At 60.4% G+C, this 17,438-nt stretch carries 14 protein-coding genes; 10 read left to right on the top strand and 4 right to left on the bottom strand.

Annotation, left to right across the window (positions count from 1 at the left end; translation table 11 throughout):
• Nucleotides 1-192 precede the first annotated feature (192 nt).
• The 7 genes from ASD60_RS10265 (at nt 193) to ASD60_RS28165 (ending at nt 9,186) form a co-directional block, all read left to right on the top strand.
• Nucleotides 193-1,170, top strand: a complete 978-nt coding sequence (locus tag ASD60_RS10265; RefSeq protein ID WP_056853892.1) for a dipeptidase — start codon at nt 193-195, stop codon at nt 1,168-1,170.
• A gap of 78 nt (nt 1,171-1,248) precedes the next feature.
• The gene (locus ASD60_RS10260; protein WP_007975505.1) at nt 1,249-1,779 is read left to right on the top strand and encodes a DUF5943 domain-containing protein; all 531 of its coding nucleotides are present in this window, start codon (nt 1,249-1,251) and stop codon (nt 1,777-1,779) included.
• Nucleotides 1,780-1,794: 15 nt separating this feature from the next.
• Entirely contained in the window at nt 1,795-3,855 is a 2,061-nt protein-coding gene (dgcA, locus tag ASD60_RS10255; protein ID WP_056853891.1) for a dimethylglycine demethylation protein DgcA, read from the top strand.
• Nucleotides 3,856-4,011: 156 nt separating this feature from the next.
• On the top strand, nt 4,012-5,958 hold the full coding sequence (gene dgcB / locus ASD60_RS10250; protein ID WP_056853890.1) for a dimethylglycine demethylation protein DgcB: 1,947 nt from the start codon (nt 4,012-4,014) through the stop codon (nt 5,956-5,958).
• Nucleotides 5,958-7,178, top strand: coding sequence for an electron transfer flavoprotein subunit alpha (gene etfA / locus ASD60_RS10245; protein ID WP_056853889.1), 1,221 nt, complete (start codon nt 5,958-5,960; stop codon nt 7,176-7,178). The genes dgcB and etfA overlap by 1 nt, the downstream gene beginning before the upstream one ends.
• Nucleotides 7,179-7,193: 15 nt before the next feature.
• On the top strand, nt 7,194-7,964 hold the full coding sequence (gene etfB / locus ASD60_RS10240; RefSeq protein WP_056853888.1) for an electron transfer flavoprotein subunit beta: 771 nt from the start codon (nt 7,194-7,196) through the stop codon (nt 7,962-7,964).
• Between the two features lie 334 nt (nt 7,965-8,298).
• A complete protein-coding gene (locus ASD60_RS28165) occupies nt 8,299-9,186 on the top strand; it encodes an RHS repeat-associated core domain-containing protein (RefSeq protein ID WP_082557561.1) in 888 nt (295 codons plus the stop codon).
• Between the two features lie 253 nt (nt 9,187-9,439).
• Here ASD60_RS28165 and ASD60_RS28815 read toward each other — a convergent pair whose 3' ends face one another.
• Both ASD60_RS28815 and gbcA read right to left on the bottom strand, forming a co-directional pair.
• Nucleotides 9,440-9,808 carry a hypothetical protein gene (locus ASD60_RS28815; RefSeq protein WP_156386259.1) on the bottom strand — a complete coding sequence of 123 codons (369 nt, stop codon included), beginning with the start codon at nt 9,806-9,808 and terminating at the stop codon, nt 9,440-9,442.
• A gap of 129 nt (nt 9,809-9,937) precedes the next feature.
• The gene (gene gbcA, locus ASD60_RS10230) at nt 9,938-11,233 is read right to left on the bottom strand and encodes a glycine-betaine demethylase subunit GbcA (RefSeq protein ID WP_056853886.1); all 1,296 of its coding nucleotides are present in this window, start codon (nt 11,231-11,233) and stop codon (nt 9,938-9,940) included.
• Nucleotides 11,234-11,529: 296 nt separating this feature from the next.
• Here gbcA and gbcB point away from each other — a divergent pair, with 296 nt between their 5' ends.
• Nucleotides 11,530-12,630, top strand: coding sequence for a glycine-betaine demethylase subunit GbcB (gene gbcB / locus ASD60_RS10225; RefSeq protein ID WP_056854371.1), 1,101 nt, complete (start codon nt 11,530-11,532; stop codon nt 12,628-12,630).
• 320 nt (nt 12,631-12,950) lie between these two features.
• Here gbcB and ASD60_RS10220 read toward each other — a convergent pair whose 3' ends face one another.
• Nucleotides 12,951-13,484 carry an REP-associated tyrosine transposase gene (locus ASD60_RS10220; protein ID WP_056853885.1) on the bottom strand — a complete coding sequence of 178 codons (534 nt, stop codon included), beginning with the start codon at nt 13,482-13,484 and terminating at the stop codon, nt 12,951-12,953.
• A 468-nt stretch (nt 13,485-13,952) separates the two neighbouring features.
• A complete protein-coding gene (locus ASD60_RS10215) occupies nt 13,953-14,993 on the bottom strand; it encodes a threonine aldolase family protein (RefSeq protein WP_056853884.1) in 1,041 nt (346 codons plus the stop codon).
• A 143-nt stretch (nt 14,994-15,136) separates the two neighbouring features.
• Here ASD60_RS10215 and ASD60_RS10210 point away from each other — a divergent pair, with 143 nt between their 5' ends.
• Both ASD60_RS10210 and glyA read left to right on the top strand, forming a co-directional pair.
• Nucleotides 15,137-15,853 carry a TraX family protein gene (locus ASD60_RS10210; protein ID WP_442965995.1) on the top strand — a complete coding sequence of 239 codons (717 nt, stop codon included), beginning with the start codon at nt 15,137-15,139 and terminating at the stop codon, nt 15,851-15,853.
• A 315-nt stretch (nt 15,854-16,168) separates the two neighbouring features.
• A complete protein-coding gene (gene glyA / locus ASD60_RS10205; protein ID WP_056853882.1) occupies nt 16,169-17,422 on the top strand; it encodes a serine hydroxymethyltransferase in 1,254 nt (417 codons plus the stop codon).
• Nucleotides 17,423-17,438 lie beyond the last annotated feature (16 nt).

Raw genomic sequence — 17,438 nt, 5'->3', positions numbered from 1 at the left:
AATTCTGGCGCAAGCGGACGGCCTTGAACAGGTCGCCAACAGTGCCTGGCGACGACCCTTTGTCGCGGATTGACGCTTTCGGCAATTCCCCTGTCGTTTTTGCACCCGGCTGCCCCCGCACCGAGGCATATGCTGGCCCCAAAGCGCCGGCAGACGATTCGGCGCATGAATCGCTAACAAGGGGACAGCCTGATGAGCCCAGCCGAATTGCACGCCGACAGCATCGTTATCGACGGGCTGATTATTGCCAAGTGGAACCGTGAACTGTTCGAAGACATGCGCAAGGGCGGCCTGACCGCAGCCAACTGCACCGTGTCGGTGTGGGAGGGCTTCCAGGCCACCGTCAACAACATTGCCGCCAGCCAGAAACTGATCCGCGAGAACAGCGACCTGGTGATGCCGGTGCGCACCACGGCAGACATTCGCAAGGCCAAGGAAGTCGGCAAGACCGGCATCCTTTTCGGTTTCCAGAATGCCCACGCCTTTGAAGACCAGATCGGCTATGTCGAGGTGTTCAAGCAGCTCGGGGTTGGCATCGTGCAGATGTGCTACAACACCCAGAACCTGGTGGGCACCGGTTGCTACGAGCGTGACGGCGGCCTGTCGGGCTTCGGTCGTGAAATCGTTGCCGAGATGAACCGTGTCGGCGTGATGTGCGACTTGTCCCACGTTGGCTCCAAGACTTCCGAAGAAGTCATCCTCGAATCGAAAAAACCGGTCTGCTACTCCCATTGCCTGCCGTCGGGGCTCAAGGAGCACCCGCGCAACAAGTCCGATGAAGAACTGAAGTTCATTGCCGACCACGGTGGTTTCGTCGGCGTGACCATGTTCGCGCCGTTCCTCGCCAAGGGCATTGATTCGACCATCGACGACTACGCCGAAGCCATCGAGTACACCATGAACATCGTCGGTGAAGACGCCATCGGCATCGGCACCGATTTCACCCAGGGTCACGGCCAGGACTTCTTCGAATACCTGACCCATGACAAGGGCTATGCCCGCCGCCTGACCAGCTTCGGCAAGATCATCAACCCGCTGGGCATCCGCACCGTCGGCGAGTTCCCGAACCTGACCGAAACCCTGCTCAAGCGCGGCCATTCCGAGCGCGTGGTGCGCAAGATCATGGGCGAAAACTGGGTCAATGTCCTAAAGGACGTCTGGGGCGAATAAGCCACCGCACTTCTGAATCCTTTCCTGCGGCCGTCCGCGCCGCAGGCAACACAACGAATTTTCTGGAGTTAAGTTTCCATGGCCAAGATCGCCCCGCAATTGCCTATCGAAGTCGACAGCGAAACCGGTGTCTGGACGTCCGACGCCCTGCCGATGCTGTACGTGCCACGGCATTTCTTCGTCAACAACCACATGGGCATCGAGGAAGTGCTGGGCGCCGAAGCCTATGCCGAAATCCTCTACAAGGCCGGCTACAAATCCGCCTGGCACTGGTGTGAAAAAGAAGCCGAGTGCCACGGCCTGGAAGGCGTCGCGGTGTTCGAGCACTACATGAAGCGTTTGTCGCAACGTGGTTGGGGCCTGTTCAAGATCCAGGACATCGATCTCGACAAAGGCACCGCCAGCGTCAAGCTTGAACACTCGGCATTCGTCTACGTGTACGGCAAGGTCGGGCGCAAGGTCGACTACATGTTCACTGGCTGGTTTGCCGGTGCGATGGACCAGATCCTCGCCGCCCGCGGCAGCAAGATCCGCACCGTGGCCGAGCAAGTCTACGGTGGCTCCGAAGAGGGCCACGAAGACGGCTTGTTCATCGTCAAGCCGTTGTAAGTCGAGGAACCCGCCATGGCTTTCGAAGCAATGTTCCAGCCGATCCAGATCGGCAAACTGACCATCCGCAACCGCGTGCTCAGCACCGCGCACGCCGAGGTTTACGCGACCGACGGCGGCATGACCACCGACCGGTACGTCAAGTATTACGAAGAGAAGGCCAAGGGCGGGATCGGCCTGGCGATCTGCGGCGGTTCGTCCGTGGTCGCCATCGACAGCCCGCAGGAATGGTGGAGTTCGGTCAACCTGTCCACCGACCGCATCATTCCGCATTTCCAGAATCTGGCCGACGCCATGCACAAGCACGGCGCCAAGATCATGATCCAGATTACCCACATGGGCCGTCGCTCGCGCTGGGACGGTTTCAACTGGCCGACCCTGATGTCGCCGTCAGGCGTGCGTGAGCCGGTGCACCGTGCCACTTGCAAGACCATCGAGCCGGAAGAGATCTGGCGGGTGATCGGTAACTACGCTCAAGCGGCCCGCCGCGCCAAGGCCGGTGGCCTGGACGGTGTCGAACTGTCGGCCGTGCACCAGCACATGATCGACCAGTTCTGGAGCCCGCGCGTCAACAAGCGTACCGACGAATGGGGCGGCACCTTCGAAGGCCGGATGAAGTTCGGTCTGGAAGTCTTGAAAGCCGTGCGCGCCGAGGTCGGCGACGATTTCTGCGTCGGCATGCGCATCTGCGGTGACGAGTTCCACCCGGACGGTCTGTCCCATGAAGACATGAAGCAGATCGCCAAGTATTACGACGACACCGGCATGCTCGACTTTATCGGCGTCGTGGGTTCGGGTTGTGACACTCACAACACCCTGGCCAACGTGATTCCGAACATGAGTTATCCACCGGAGCCGTTCCTGCACCTGGCGGCCGGTATCAAGGAAGTGGTCAAGGTTCCGGTGCTGCACGCGCAGAACATCAAGGACCCGAACCAGGCCACGCGTATTCTGGAAGGCGGTTACGTCGACATGGTCGGCATGACCCGCGCGCACATCGCCGACCCGCACCTGATCGCCAAGATCAAGATGGGCCAGATCGACCAGATCAAACAATGTGTCGGCGCCAACTATTGCATCGATCGTCAGTACCAAGGCCTGGATGTGTTGTGCATCCAGAACGCGGCGACCTCCCGTGAATACATGGGCCTGCCGCACATCATCGAAAAAACCACCGGCGTGAAACGCAAAGTGGTGGTGGTCGGCGCCGGTCCTGCGGGGATGGAAGCCGCTCGTGTTGCCGCCGAACGTGGCCACGACGTCACCCTGTTCGAGAAGAAAGAATTCATCGGCGGGCAAATCACCACCGCCTCGAAGGCGCCGCAACGGGACCAGATCGCCGGTATTACCCGCTGGTATCAACTGGAACTGGCACGCTTGAAAGTCGACCTGCGCCTGGGGACCGCGGCGGATGCGCCGACCATCATGGACCTGCGTCCGGACGTGGTAGTGCTGGCCGTCGGCGGCCATCCGTTCATCGAGCAGAACGAACACTGGGGCGCGGCTGAAGGTTTGGTGGTCAGCAGCTGGGACATCCTCGACGGCAAGGTGGCGCCAGGCAAGAACGTGCTGGTCTACGACACCATTTGCGAGTTCACCGGCATGTCCACCGCCGACTTCATTGCCGACAAGGGCAGCCAGGTCGAGATTGTCACCGACGACATCAAGCCGGGCGTCGCCATCGGCGGTACGTCGTTCCCGACTTACTACCGCAGCATGTACCCGAAAGAAGTGATCATGACCGGCGACATGATGCTGGAGAAGGTCTACCGCGAAGGCGACAAGCTCGTAGCGGTGCTGGAAAACGAATACACCGGCGCCAAAGAGGAGCGGGTAGTCGATCAGGTGGTCATCGAAAACGGTGTGCGCCCGGACGAGGAAATCTACTACGCGATGAAGGAAGGCTCGCGCAACAAAGGCCAGATCGACGTCGAAGCCTTGTTCGCGATCAAGCCGCAACCTTGCCTGGAGCAGAGCGGCGACGGCTATCTGTTGTTCCGTATCGGCGACTGCGTGGCCCAGCGTAACGTGCATGCGGCGATCTATGACGCATTGCGGCTGTGCAAGGATTTCTAAGAGCTTGTTGATAGATCGTTCCCACGCTCTGCGTGGGAATGCCTCAATGGACGCTCTGCGTCCGCTGTTGGGACGCGGAGCGTCCCGGGCTGCATTCCCACGCAGAGCGTGGGAACGATCATTCGGCCAGACCCCGTGTCTTTGGGAGCAACACCTATGTTGAACACCCTTCTTCCAATCCTGTTGTTCGCTGCCCTGGGCCTCGCGGTTCTCGGCGCGTTGCGGCGGGTAGCCATGTGGCGCCGGGGCCGAGCCTCGAAGGTCGACCTGATCGGCGGTCTGTTCGCCATGCCCAAGCGTTACATGGTCGACTTGCACCACGTCGTCGCGCGGGACAAGTACATCGCCAACACCCACGTCGCCACGGCCGGCGGCGCGGTGGCGTCGATCGTGCTGGCGATTGTGGTGCACGGTTTCGGTCTGCATAACCGCATCCTCGGTTATGCCTTGTTGTTGATGTCGGCGGTGATGTTCGTCGGCGCGATCTTCGTTTACCTGCGTCGGCGCAATCCACCTTCGCGCCTGTCGAAAGGCCCGTGGATGCGCCTGCCGAAAAGCCTGCTGGCGTTCTCGGCCTCGTTCTTCCTGCTGACCCTGCCGGTGGCCGGGATCCTCCCGGAAAACTTCGGTGGCTGGCTGTTGGCGGCGATTCTTGGTGTCGGCGTGTTGTGGGGCGTGTCGGAACTGTTCTTCGGCATGACCTGGGGCGGGCCGATGAAACACGCCTTCGCCGGTGCCCTGCACCTGGCCTGGCACCGTCGCGCCGAGCGTTTTGGTGGTGGTCGTTCCACCGGTTTGAAACCACTGGACCTGAACGACCCGAATGCGCCACTGGGCGTGGAAAAACCCAAGGATTTCACCTGGAACCAGCTACTCGGTTTCGACGCCTGCGTGCAGTGCGGCAAGTGTGAAGCCGCGTGCCCGGCCTTCGCCGCTGGACAGCCGCTGAACCCGAAAAAGCTAATTCAAGACATGGTCGTCGGCCTCGCTGGCGGCACTGATGCCAAGTTCGCTGGCAGCCCCTATCCAGGCAAAGCCATCGGCGAACACGCTGGCAATCCGCATCAACCGATCGTCAACGGCCTGGTGGACGCCGAAACCCTGTGGTCGTGCACCACCTGCCGCGCCTGCGTCGAGGAATGCCCGATGATGATCGAGCACGTCGACGCCATCGTCGACATGCGGCGCCATCTGACCCTGGAAAAGGGCGCGACCCCGAACAAGGGCGCCGAAGTCCTGGAAAACCTGATCGCCACCGACAACCCGGGCGGTTTCGCACCGGGCGGACGGATGAACTGGGCGGCGGATTTGAACCTCAACCTGCTCAGCGAAAAGAAATCCACCGACGTGCTGTTCTGGGTCGGCGACGGCGCCTTCGACATGCGCAACCAGCGCACCTTGCGCGCGTTCGTCAAAGTGCTGAAAGCGGCGAAAATCGACTTCGCCGTACTCGGCCTCGAAGAGCGCGACAGCGGCGACGTGGCTCGGCGTCTGGGCGATGAAGCGACCTTCCAGTTGCTGGCCAAGCGCAACATTCAGACCCTGGCCAAGTACAGCTTCAACCGCATCGTCACCTGCGATCCGCACAGCTTCCACGTGCTGAAAAACGAATACGGCGCCTTCGACGGCAACTACCTGGTGCAGCACCACAGCACCTACATGGCAGAAGTCATCGAGGCCGGCGCGCTCAATCTCGGCCAGCACAAAGGCGACAGCGTGACCTATCACGACCCGTGTTACCTCGGCCGCTACAACGGCGAATACGAGGCGCCACGTCAGGTCCTGCGCGCGCTCGGGATTGAAGTCAAAGAGATGCAACGTTCCGGTTTCCGCTCGCGCTGCTGCGGCGGCGGCGGCGGTGCGCCGATCACCGACATTCCGGGCAAGCAGCGGATTCCCGACATGCGCATGGAAGACATCCGCGAGACCGGCGCCGAACTGGTGGCCGTGGGTTGTCCACAGTGCACGGCAATGCTCGAGGGCGTGGTCGAACCGCGGCCACTGATCAAGGACATCGCCGAACTGGTGGCCGATGCGCTGCTTGAAGAGGACGCGGCCAAGCCCGCCGCGCCGGCCAAACGTGAACCCGCGGAGGTGCATTGATGAGCGATATTATCCGCCGCGACCCCCGTGCCGAATGGATCGCCCGTAACCGTCTGCATCCGCTGCACGCCGCCATGCAACCGGCGCAGCACAGCTGGATGGGGCCTAACGGGGTCATCCGCAAGAATCCCCATGGCATCGGCTTTATCGGCCCCAACGGGATCAAGCGCATCGACCGCAGTGGCGCTCAACAGGGCGGGACCGCCAAGCGCACCGCCGCCGTTGAAGTGCAATTGCCGCTGCATCAAGTGACCCAGCCCGCGTTCTACATCTGCGTGGTGCCGGACATGGTCGGTGGCCGTTTGGGCAGCCACGACCGCGACTTGTTGGGCCTGGCCCATCAGCTTGCCGGCAAGGACGGCGCCGTGTTGGCCGTGGTCTTCGGTGAACACAAGGAAAGTACGTTTGCCAACGCAGGTGTCGATCGCCTGCTGGTGCTTGATGGCGAAGCATTCAATGGTTATGCACCGGAGCAGCGGGTCCAGGGCCTGCGAGCTGTGGATAACCAGTTCAATCCGCGCCACTGGCTACTGCCGGACAGCCGCAGCGGTGGCGGCGAATTGGGTCGGCGTTTTGCCGCGGCGCTGGGCGAACGTCCGGCCACGCGTGTCTGGCAGGTCAAGGATGAGCAATGCATCGGCCGCGCCGGCGCCGGTCTGCAAGACTTGGCCCGCCCGTTAGCGCGTTTGATTCTGGCCGCCGTTGAATGCGCCGAACCGGTCAGCGAAACCCGTCACGAAGCGTTGCCGGTTGAGTTATCCACAACCGTCGCCCGCAGTCTCTCGCGCATCGAGGATCTGGGGGCGGTGGCGGTGGACCCGGCGGCGATCCCCATGGCCGAAGCCGAATTCATTTTCTCCGGCGGCAACGGGGTCAAGGATTGGGATTTGTTCCACCAGACCGCCGCGGCGCTCGGTGCCACCGAAGGTGCTTCGCGGGTGGCGGTGGACGATGGCTTCATGGCCCGTGACCGCCAGGTGGGTGCGTCAGGTACCTGGGTTACCGCGCGGGTGTACGTGGCGGTGGGTATTTCCGGGGCGATCCAGCACCTGCAAGGCATCGGTGCCTGCGACAAGGTGGTGGCGATCAACCTCGACCCTGGCTGCGACATGATCAAACGGGCCGACCTGTCGGTGATCGGCGAGAGCGCCGAGATTCTTCGAGCCTTGATCGCGGCGGTAGAGGCTTACCGCAACGACGCCAAGCGCGATGCGGCTTAAGGGAAGGAAAGGGTTATGAGCACGAAAATCATCAGCCTGGTGTCCATCGGCGCCCACCCGACCTCCGGTCGGCCACGCCGTGCGGAGCAGGATGCGCGGGCGGTGGAACTGGGTCTGCAACTGGCTGGGGATAACTTGCAGGTACTGCATGCCGGCGATATTGCCGAGCCGGCGCTGCGCGCCTACCTCGGCATGGGCCTTGAGCAACTGCATGTGCTGGAACAACCGCAAGGCGCCGATGCATTGCCGGTGTTGAGCGCTTATTTGCGTGACGCGGGGGCGCAAGTGGTGCTGACCGGCAGCCAGGCGGAAACCGGCGAGGGTTCGGGCATGCTGCCGTTCCTGCTGGCGGAAGGTCTTGGCTGGCCGTTGGTGGTGGGGCTGGCACAGGTCGAGTCCATCGACGGTGATTCGGCGCTGGTGCTGCAAGCCTTGCCGCGCGGGCAGCGTCGTCGCTTGAAAGTACGTCTGCCGTTTTTGGCGACTGTAGATAACGCCGCGCCCAAGCCTCGTCAGAGCGCCTACGGTCCTGCGCGACGCGGGGTGTTGCAGGCCGATGAGGTTGAAGTCGTCGACGATGAATTGTTGGCGGTTGCCACGCTGCAACCGGCCAAGCCGCGACCAAAGCGCTTGAAAGTGATCAAGGCCAAAAGCGGGGCGGACCGGATGAAAGCCGCGACGGCCAAGGCCAGTGGCGGAGGAGGGCAAGTACTCAAAGGCGTGACGGCCCAAGCCGGGGCCGAGGCGATTCTCAAATTGTTGATTGAGGAAGGTGTGGTGCGCTGACGTTGAAGCTCACGCTGCATCGCCCGTAAAAACAAGCTTGCCGCTGGCGCGTTGCTGCGCCATGAGCGCCTACGTTGAAAACGGCTTTCGCAGCGTCGTTACCTGCCAGATCACACCGCACCCGATGATTCGAGGTCAAGGGCGAGGCTTGTTTGATGTATCGGCTTTAGCGGGAGCCCCGGTGGCGGGCGACCCTAGCAGAACTGATAGTGTCGGCATTACCGGCGTTTTGTTAGGGTAATTAACAGTTGGCATCCGCTTCTCCAGCACCGCCTGCCAGAGGCGGGTATGGCAGGGCGCGGCGGATTACCTGGTCTCATCAAGGACGCTGCTAATGCCCATCTCCGGCCAGACTCGACGTGTAGAACCCTCTACAGCAACTGATCCGCTGTACTCCCGTACCCTGCTGCTCGCCAGCGACCTCCAGCAAAGCGTTCTCGCCGAGCTGGACCGCGGGGGCCCCAATCCCTTTGTCTATTCCCCCTATGGCTTGCAAAGCGGCGTGAGTCAGGCCGGTACGCATCTGGGCTTCAACGGGCAACTTAAAGAACGTCCAACCGGTTGGTATCACCTGGGTAACGGCCATCGGATCTATAACCCGGTGCTTATGCGGTTTCACAGTCCGGATCGGTTGAGTCCTTTTGGTAAGGGCGGGGTGAATGTCTATGTCTATTGCTCGGGCGATCCGGTCAATTTCACTGATCCCTCGGGAGAATATGGACAAGCTTTTGCCAAACTCATACAGCTTTCAGCCACCACCGCGTTGCATGCGGGAATAGTAACGACCAACCTGGTGGGAACCAAGGCAACTGGCTGGATGCTGCACGCTGCACGATTGAGTACCGTTGCATCTACAACGGCGATCGTAGGTACTGTTGGGCAATTAGCCGAATTTGCTCCTGCCGTTTATATCTCGAATGTGGCTACTACGGTATCCGCGGTGGCTACCATGGTTCGATATACCCCGGCGATTGTTAATGGTCTGCGCGCAGGCACGTTGTGGGAGACGGTAAAAGGCAACGTTCGAAATCTGGTCAAAGGTACGGCATTTCCCACCCCGCCCAATCAGCACACTCTCACCCTTGCGAATGGGCAAGTACCCGGTACAGTTGAGATTCCAATGAGTACTTTTAACCCTGCCCAGACGCCCGCTGAACCGGTGAGGTCCAGCCAATTGATCCGACAGGGGGAAGGTGGTTCACGGCGCAGGAAATCCTTTTAACAAGGTTTGATCCTGTTTACCCACAATCCCTGTTAGCGCTTCTGTGGGTAACATGTTCGCCCCTCGCTACGGTCCATATAAACCGTGGGCTGCAGGCCTTAGATCAAATAATAACCAGCATAAGTTACGGTTTTACCGCGCTTTTTTATTAACTGGAGACCCATACTTGCCCCCAATCTCTGTTGGCGCTTCTGTGGATAAGATGTTCGCTTAACGCTGAAGGCTTTATGAACAGCGGTATTCAGGCTTCTGGTTAATAATTGATCAAGTTTTGGTTTTTAATTCCTATAGCGTTCGCAAACCCTGAAAAATCGCGGCTTTCAGCGCTTTTCCACAGAGGCGTAATAGTTGCCCCCAAAGTCTGTTGGCGCTTCTGTGGATAAGGTGTTTGCCATCCTCTGCAGGCCAGAGTTTTAGCGGCTTGCGGGCGGCTGTTCATAAAACAACCAGGTATCACTGAAATCCGCGCTTCTGGATAAGTCACGGATTTTCTTCGGCTTTTGTGGAAAGACTTTGCAGCGAAACCACACTTGTCCCCAATAGCTGTGGGTGGAGGTGTGGATAACTTGTTTGCGGAAAGCTGGAGGGCGCGGATCGTATAGCTCTGAATGAAATAGATCATATTTCGTACAGAATCCTGTAGGAGCGAGCCTGCTCGCGATTAACCTGAGAACCCCGCGGGGTGCCAGGCTGCCAGCGTCATCGTTGACGCCCATCGCGAGCAGGCTCGCCCCTACAGGGGGCGGTGGCGTCAGCCTTGGACAGGAACGCCTTTGAGGTATGGCGCAGGCTCGGCGCCCAGGTTGCTCAACAGGCGCTCGCTGTACCAATCCACAAAGTTCACCACACCAAACTCATAGGTCTTGGAGTAAGGCCCTGGCTGGTAAGCGGTGGAGTTGATGCCGCGCTGGTTCTCTTCAGCCAGGCGACGGTCCTGGTCGTTGGTGGCGTCCCAGACCTGGCGCATGCGCTCGACGTCGTAGTCCACGCCTTCGACCGCGTCCTTGTGCACAATCCACTTGGTGGTGACCATGGTTTCCTGGGCACTGATCGGCCACACGGTGAACACGATGATGTGGTCGCCCATGCAGTGGTTCCAGGAGTGCGGCAGGTGCAGGATGCGCATCGAGCCCAGGTCCGGGTTCTTGATGCGGCCCATGAGTTTTTGGCAGCCCTGTTTACCGTCCAGGGTCATCGATACGGTGCCCTTGAGCAGCGGCATGCGCACGATGCGGTTGCGCAGGCCGAAACTGGCGTGGGCGTAAGGGATCTTTTCCGCTTCCCAGGCGGCGGCGGAAGCGGCAACGTGATCCTTGAATGCCTGGTCGGCGCGCGGGTCGGTGACGTCGTCCCATTCCAGCAGGGTTTTCAGCAGTTCCGGGTGCGACGCGTTGCAGTGGTAGCACTCGCGGTTGTTTTCCAGCACCAGTTTCCAGTTGGCCTTTTCCATCAAGGTGGTAGTGATCGCCACCTTGGTGTTTTCCATGTCGTACGGTTCCATGTAATGGCTGAGCGTCGACAGGAAGTCATCGATGGCCGGCGGGTTCTCCGACAGGCTGATGAAAATGTAGCCGCCGGCGGTTTTCACGTTCACCGGTTTGAGGCCGTATTGCTTCATGTCGAAGTCGGCGCCCATTTCGGTGCCGGCGAACAGCAGGCGACCGTCGAGTTCGTAGGTCCACTGGTGGTAGTGGCAGACCAGTTTGGCGACCTTGCCTTTTTCACTGGTGCACAGGCGCGAACCGCGGTGACGGCAGACGTTATGGAACGCATGCACTACACCTTCGGCGCCGCGGATCACGATGATCGGATTCTTGCCAACCTGCAGGGTCAGGTAGTTGCCCTTGGCGGGAATTTCGCAGGTCATGCCGGCGATCAACCACTCTTTCTGAAAGATTTCCTGCATGTCGATATCAAACAGACGCTCGTCCGAGTAAAACGGCTGCGGCAGCGAGAACGTGCGCTCACGCTCTTGCAGCATCTGCGCGGTGGCCTTGCGTGCGGGTTCCAGCGGATCGCCCAGGCTCAGGGTAGTAGTGACGTCCATCGTTTAATCCTCAAGGCCATTCTGTGTGGCCGGCGAAAGTGGCTAATCAGGTGTACTGCTAACGGTTGCTACGCAAGGTGTAAAGAATGTGTCTTGGTATGGGGCGAGTGTGGGGCCGCCGCTGGCCAGAACCTTATCCATGGGCGACATGGTGCAATCTGTTCCCGACGCGCAACCCCCGGTAGTTGCGGGCTGGTCGCGATAAGCATGTCAATGTCGCAGATAGGTAAATGGCTGATCTGCGCTATACGCAGAATCGCCAACATGAAGGCCGACAGTCGGCCGTGGAGATCAGCATGTCCAACAACTTCCTGAACCCGGTAACCACCCAGACCTGGGCCAATGGTCGACACATCGTCCGTTGCGTCAAAGTCATCCAGGAAACCTGGGATGTGCGCACCTTCTGTTTCATGGCCGACCAGCCGATCATGTTCTTCTTCAAGCCGGGGCAGTTCGTTACCCTGGAGCTGGAGATCGAAGGCCAGCCGATCATGCGTTCGTACACCATTTCCAGCTCGCCGTCGGTGCCGTACAGCTTCTCGGTGACCATCAAGCGCGTGCCGGGCGGCAAGGTCTCGAACTGGCTGCACGACACCCTGCACGAAGGTCAGGAACTGGCGGTGCACGGGCCGGTGGGCTTGTTCAACGCCATCGACTTCCCGAGCCCGAAAGTGCTGTACCTCAGCGGCGGCGTCGGGATCACCCCATGCATGTCCATGGCGCGTTGGTTCTACGACACCAACGCCAACGTCGACATGACCTTTATCCACAGCGCCCGTTCACCGAAAGACATCATCTACCACCGCGAGCTGGAGCACATGGCGTCGCGGATCGACAACTTCAGCCTGCACCTGATCTGCGAGAAGCACGGCCTGGGCGAGCCCTGGGCCGGTTATCGCGGTTACCTGAACCACAAGATGCTGGAATTGATGGTCCCGGACTTCCTCGAGCGCGAAGTGTTCTGCTGCGGGCCGACCCCGTACATGAACGCGGTCAAGCGCCTGCTGGAGAACGCCGGCTACGACATGAAGCGTTATCACGAGGAATCCTTCGGCGCCACGCCACCGGAAGCCCGTGCCGATGCGGTCGAGCAAGCCGAACAAGCGGCCGATGCGCCCGAAATCGATGCCGCGGACTTGCATCAGGTGGAATTCATCACTTCGGGCAAGAGCATTCGCGTGGCCCCCGGCGAAACCGTGCACGCCGCTGCAGCGAAAGTCGGGCTGATGATCCCGAAAGCCTGTGGCATGGGCATCTGCGGCACCTGCAAGGTGATGAAGCTCGGTGGCGAGGTGGAGATGGAGCACAACGGCGGGATCACCGAAGAAGACGAAGCCGATGGGTTCATCCTGTCGTGCTGCAGCGTGCCGAAGGGCGACGTGCGCATCGAGTTCTAACAGCCGCGAAACTGATCGTTCCCACGCTCCGCGTGGGAATGCAGCCTGTGACGCTCCGCGTCACGACGGTATCGGGCGTCACCCAGGTGTTGAAGTTGGAACGCGGAGCGTTCCTGGAGGCGTTCCCACGCAGAGCGTGGGAACGATCACGACCTAAAACCAGCGTTGAACTTCGATACTGATCGTTCCCACGCTCCGCGTGGGAATGCAGCCCGTGACGCTCCGCGTCAAGACGGTGTTCGGCGTCGCGCAGGTGTTGAAGCTGGAACGCGGAGCGTCCCTGGAGGCGTTCCCACGCGGAGCGTGGGAACGATCACGACCTAATACCAACGTTGAACTTCGATTAACCCTTCCATCCCCGCATAGTTTCTCGCGCTGGAGTATCGCCAGTGTTCGGGCAGATCCACATAGCCACGGTTCACTGGGTTGTTATGGATGTAATCAAGTTTCTGCCGCATCACTGCCTCGCTGTACACCATTTCCGCATGCGAACCTTCCTGCCAAAGCTGATACACCCGGTCTTGCTTGTGAGCTCGTTTGCTGAAGCGCAGGCGCTGTAACGCGCGTTCGGCTCCCTTGCTTTGCAGGTCGTCGATGATTTGTCGGGCAGTGAATGATTTGAATTGACTGACACATCTGTTGAGATCCGGAGCCTCGGCGACAAAGTGCAGGTGGTTTTCCAGAACCACATAGCCATACATCTTCAAGCCCCGGTGGATTTGCTGATAACGCCAGCAATCGAGCAGGTGGTCGACGATATAAGGGCGAATAAATAGCGGAAGCCATTCCACGATGGTGCAAGTGAGGAAATGTGGTTTGTCGGGTTCGGTGATGGTGTAGCGGCTACGACCCATGGTTGCATTCCTTTGCCAGGGAATGACTAGGGTGAGCCGGGATGAGGGAGGTGGCTAGCGGACAGCGCCACAGACTCAGTGGGAAAATACAACGCGTTTCCACTGATCGTTCCCACGCTCCGCGTGGGAATGCAGCCCGTGACGCTCCGCGTCACAACGGTGTTCGGCATCGCGCAGGTGTTGAAGCTGGAACGCGGAGCGTCCCTGGAGGCGTTACCACGCTCCGCGTGGGAATGCAGCCCGTGACGCTCTGCGTCACCACGGTGTTCGACGTCGCACAGGTGTTGAAGCTGGAACGCGGAGCGTCCCTGTAGGCGTTTCCACTGATCGTTCCCACGCTCCGCGTGGGAATGCAGCCCGTGACGCTCCGCGTCACAACGGTATTGGGCGTCACCCAGGTGTTGAAGCTGGAACGCGGAGCGTCCCTGGAGGCGTTCCCACGCAGAGCGTGGGAACGTTCGGTTCATATTAGTGCGACATCACTTCACGGATGTCGCGGGCCAACTCTCGTACACGTTCTTCTTCGGTATCCCACGAACACATGAAGCGTGCGCCGCCGTTACCGATGAAGGTGTAGAAACGCCAGCCCTTGCCTGTCAGCGCGGCGATGGCCGGTTCCGAGAGTTGCAGGAACACGCCGTTGGCCTGAACCGGAAACATCAACTCGACACCGGGAATGTCACTGACCAGTTCGGCGAGCAACTGCGCACAGCGGTTGGCGTGGTTGGCGTATTTGAGCCAGGCGTCGTTTTCCAGGATGCCGACCCACGGCGCTGACAAGAAGCGCATCTTCGACGCCAGTTGCCCGGCCTGTTTGCAGCGATAGTCAAAGTCTTCCGCCAGTTTGTGGTTGAAGAACAGAATCGCCTCGCCCACGGCCATGCCGTTTTTCGTACCGCCAAAGCACAGCACGTCGACACCGGCCTTCCAGGTCAGGTCTGCCGGCGAGCAACCGAGGAATGCGCACGCATTGGAAAAACGCGCGCCGTCCATGTGCAGATTCAGCCCGAGTTCCTTGCAGGTGGCGCTGATCGCGCGGATTTCGTCCGGGGTATAGACGCTGCCCACTTCGGTGGCCTGGGTCAGGGTCACGACGCGGGGTTTCGGGTAATGGATGTCCTGGCGCTTGAGCGCGACTTCGCGGATCGATTCCGGTGTCAGCTTGCCGTTTTCAGTACGGGCGATCAGCAGCTTGGAACCGTTGGAGAAAAATTCCGGCGCGCCGCATTCGTCGGTTTCGACGTGGGCGGTTTCCGAGCAGATCACGCTGTGGTAACTCTGGCACAGCGACGACAGGGCCAACGAGTTGGCGGCGGTGCCGTTGAAGGCGAAAAACACTTCACAATCGGTTTCAAACAGTTTGCGGAATCCGTCGGAGGCGCGGGCGGTCCATTCGTCGTCACCGTAGGCGCGCTGGTGGCCGTGATTGGCCTGTTCCATGGCCGCCCAGGCTTCAGGGCAAATGCCGGAATAGTTGTCGCTGGCGAATTGTTGGCTCTTATCGGTCATGGCCTGCTTCCGTGATCGGGACGCTTATGGTGAAGCGCCTCGTGGTCAATGATGGTGCGCACTTTACCGAAGATCGTCCGGGGAGTACGTGGGATGTTTCTGTCAGAAAGATACAAGGATGCCGGGCAATTATGCACATGACTATGCCCGTAAAGCAGCGCGACGGTGCACTGGACCTGCTCAAGTGGTTGGCGCTGCTGAGCATGGTGCTCGATCACCTGCGATATGTCGGTTATTCCGTCGATCTGTTGTATGTGCCGGGACGTTTGGCGTTCCCGTGGTTTTGTCTGGCGATGGCGGCGAACCTGGCGCGCAAGCCGGCCCAGGCGAACGCTGGGCAGCGGCGCTATCTGGGCTGGTTGCTGCTGTTCAGTGCGCTCAGTGAAGTTCCTTACCGGATGTTTATTGCCAATCCCGACACGCTGAACGTCATGCCCACACTTGTCCTTGGATTGCTGGTGGCCCGTGGCTGGCAGCAACCGGCGCTTCAATCGCGTTTGCTGGCGGTGGCTGCACTGCTGCTGGCGGGTTTTTTTTCGCAGCGTGTGATGTTCGGTTTTTTTGGCGTGTTGTTGCCGTTGGTACTGCTGTGGGTGATCCATCGTCCCTGGTATTTCGCGTTGCTTGCGGGGCTTGTCTGTCTGGCCGCCAATCAATGGCAGGTGCTGTATTACTCCGTTCGGCTGGGCAGTCATGTGGCTGTGGCGGCCATCATCACTTGTCTGATTGCGCCATGGCTGGGGCTGTTCCTGTTGCGACATGCCCGTGACGCAAAACCACCGCCGATGCGACGCTGGGCGTATGCGCTGTATCCGGTGCATTTCCTGGTGTTGCTCGCAGTGCGACAGGCCATCGCCTGACCCGACCCCTGTGGCGAGGGAGCTTGCTCCCGCTGGGCTGCGCAGCAGACCCGACGCCTGTGCATGCGGTCTGCCCGTCAGCTCGTGGTTATCGCTTTTGCGACTGCTTCGCAGTCGAGCGGGAGCAAGCTCCCTCGCCACAAAGGCATCCACTGGCTCGGCCATTTCACGCCATGTCGTAAACGCACCTTTGCGTGGCGCCCGTAGGCATTTGACCCTTCGAAGCCAGTCATACCATCGCTATCAAAGGGCACTGCCGAAACGCCAGTGCCTCACCGAGACGAATGGCGCACAGATGCCGCTGGGAGAGACGCGATGTTCAGCAAGCAAGACCAGATCCAGGGTTACGATGATGCACTGCTGGCGGCGATGAATGCCGAGGAGCAACGTCAGGAAGATCACATCGAGCTGATCGCGTCGGAGAACTACACCAGCAAGCGCGTGATGCAAGCGCAAGGCAGCGGCCTGACCAACAAGTACGCCGAGGGCTATCCGGGCAAGCGCTACTACGGTGGCTGCGAGCACGTCGACAAGGTCGAGGCCCTGGCCATCGAACGCGCCAAGCAGCTGTTCGGCGCCGATTACGCCAACGTCCAGCCGCACTCCGGTTCCTCGGCCAACAGCGCCGTGTACCTGGCCTTGTTGAACGCCGGCGACACCATTCTGGGCATGAGCCTGGCCCATGGCGGTCACCTGACCCACGGCGCCAAAGTGTCGTCCTCGGGCAAACTCTACAACGCCGTGCAGTACGGCATCGACACCAAGACCGGCCTGATCGATTACGACGAAGTCGAGCGCCTGGCCGTCGAGTGCAAGCCGAAGATGATCGTGGCCGGCTTCTCGGCCTACTCAAAGACCCTGGACTTCCCGCGCTTCCGCCAGATCGCCGACAAGGTCGGAGCGCTGCTGTTCGTCGACATGGCCCACGTGGCCGGCCTGGTCGCTGCCGGCCTGTACCCGAATCCGCTGCCGTATGCCGATGTGGTCACCACCACCACCCACAAGACCCTGCGCGGTCCACGTGGCGGCCTGATCCTGGCCAAGTCCAACGAAGAAATCGAGAAGAAGCTCAACGCCGCGGTCTTCCCGGGTGCCCAGGGCGGCCCGCTGATGCACGTCATCGCCGGTAAAGCGGTGTGCTTCAAGGAAGCGCTGGAGCCAGGCTTCAAGGCTTACCAGCAACAAGTGATCGACAACGCCCAGGCCATGGCCGGCGTGTTTATCAAACGCGGCTACGATGTAGTGTCCGGCGGCACCGATAACCACTTGTTCCTGGTCAGCCTGATCCGCCAGGGCCTCACCGGCAAAGAGGCGGACGCAGCACTCGGTCGCGCCCACATCACCGTCAACAAGAACGCTGTGCCGAACGACCCGCAGTCGCCGTTCGTAACCTCCGGCCTGCGTATCGGCACCCCGGCCGTGACCACACGCGGCTTCAAGGTGACCCAGTGCGTAACGCTGGCCGGCTGGATCTGCGACATCCTCGACAACCTCGGCGATGCCGATGTCGAGGCCAATGTCGCCCAGCAAGTATCGGCCCTGTGCGCGGACTTCCCGGTTTATCGCTGAGCGCGGTTTTGGAGTA

It is taken from the genome of Pseudomonas sp. Root562 (assembly GCF_001427125.1).
Lineage (GTDB): Bacteria > Pseudomonadota > Gammaproteobacteria > Pseudomonadales > Pseudomonadaceae > Aquipseudomonas.
This window is presented reverse-complemented; position numbering and strand designations above follow the sequence as displayed.

Bases quoted from the DNA above. Each gene is read 5' to 3' on its own strand.
- ASD60_RS28815 (WP_156386259.1), bottom strand. From the start codon at position 9,808: ATGATCTATTTCATTCAGAGCTATACGATCCGCGCCCTCCAGCTTTCC.
- etfA (WP_056853889.1), top strand. From the start codon at position 5,958: ATGAGCGATATTATCCGCCGCGACCCCCGTGCCGAATGGATCGCCCGT.
- ASD60_RS10260 (WP_007975505.1), top strand. From the start codon at position 1,249: ATGGCCAAGATCGCCCCGCAATTGCCTATCGAAGTCGACAGCGAAACC.
- ASD60_RS10210 (WP_442965995.1), top strand. From the start codon at position 15,137: ATGCCCGTAAAGCAGCGCGACGGTGCACTGGACCTGCTCAAGTGGTTG.
- ASD60_RS10265 (WP_056853892.1), top strand. From the start codon at position 193: ATGAGCCCAGCCGAATTGCACGCCGACAGCATCGTTATCGACGGGCTG.
- ASD60_RS10215 (WP_056853884.1), bottom strand. From the start codon at position 14,993: ATGACCGATAAGAGCCAACAATTCGCCAGCGACAACTATTCCGGCATT.
- gbcA (WP_056853886.1), bottom strand. From the start codon at position 11,233: ATGGACGTCACTACTACCCTGAGCCTGGGCGATCCGCTGGAACCCGCA.
- ASD60_RS10220 (WP_056853885.1), bottom strand. From the start codon at position 13,484: ATGGGTCGTAGCCGCTACACCATCACCGAACCCGACAAACCACATTTC.
- ASD60_RS28165 (WP_082557561.1), top strand. From the start codon at position 8,299: ATGCCCATCTCCGGCCAGACTCGACGTGTAGAACCCTCTACAGCAACT.
- dgcA (WP_056853891.1), top strand. From the start codon at position 1,795: ATGGCTTTCGAAGCAATGTTCCAGCCGATCCAGATCGGCAAACTGACC.
- gbcB (WP_056854371.1), top strand. From the start codon at position 11,530: ATGTCCAACAACTTCCTGAACCCGGTAACCACCCAGACCTGGGCCAAT.
- etfB (WP_056853888.1), top strand. From the start codon at position 7,194: ATGAGCACGAAAATCATCAGCCTGGTGTCCATCGGCGCCCACCCGACC.
- glyA (WP_056853882.1), top strand. From the start codon at position 16,169: ATGTTCAGCAAGCAAGACCAGATCCAGGGTTACGATGATGCACTGCTG.
- dgcB (WP_056853890.1), top strand. From the start codon at position 4,012: ATGTTGAACACCCTTCTTCCAATCCTGTTGTTCGCTGCCCTGGGCCTC.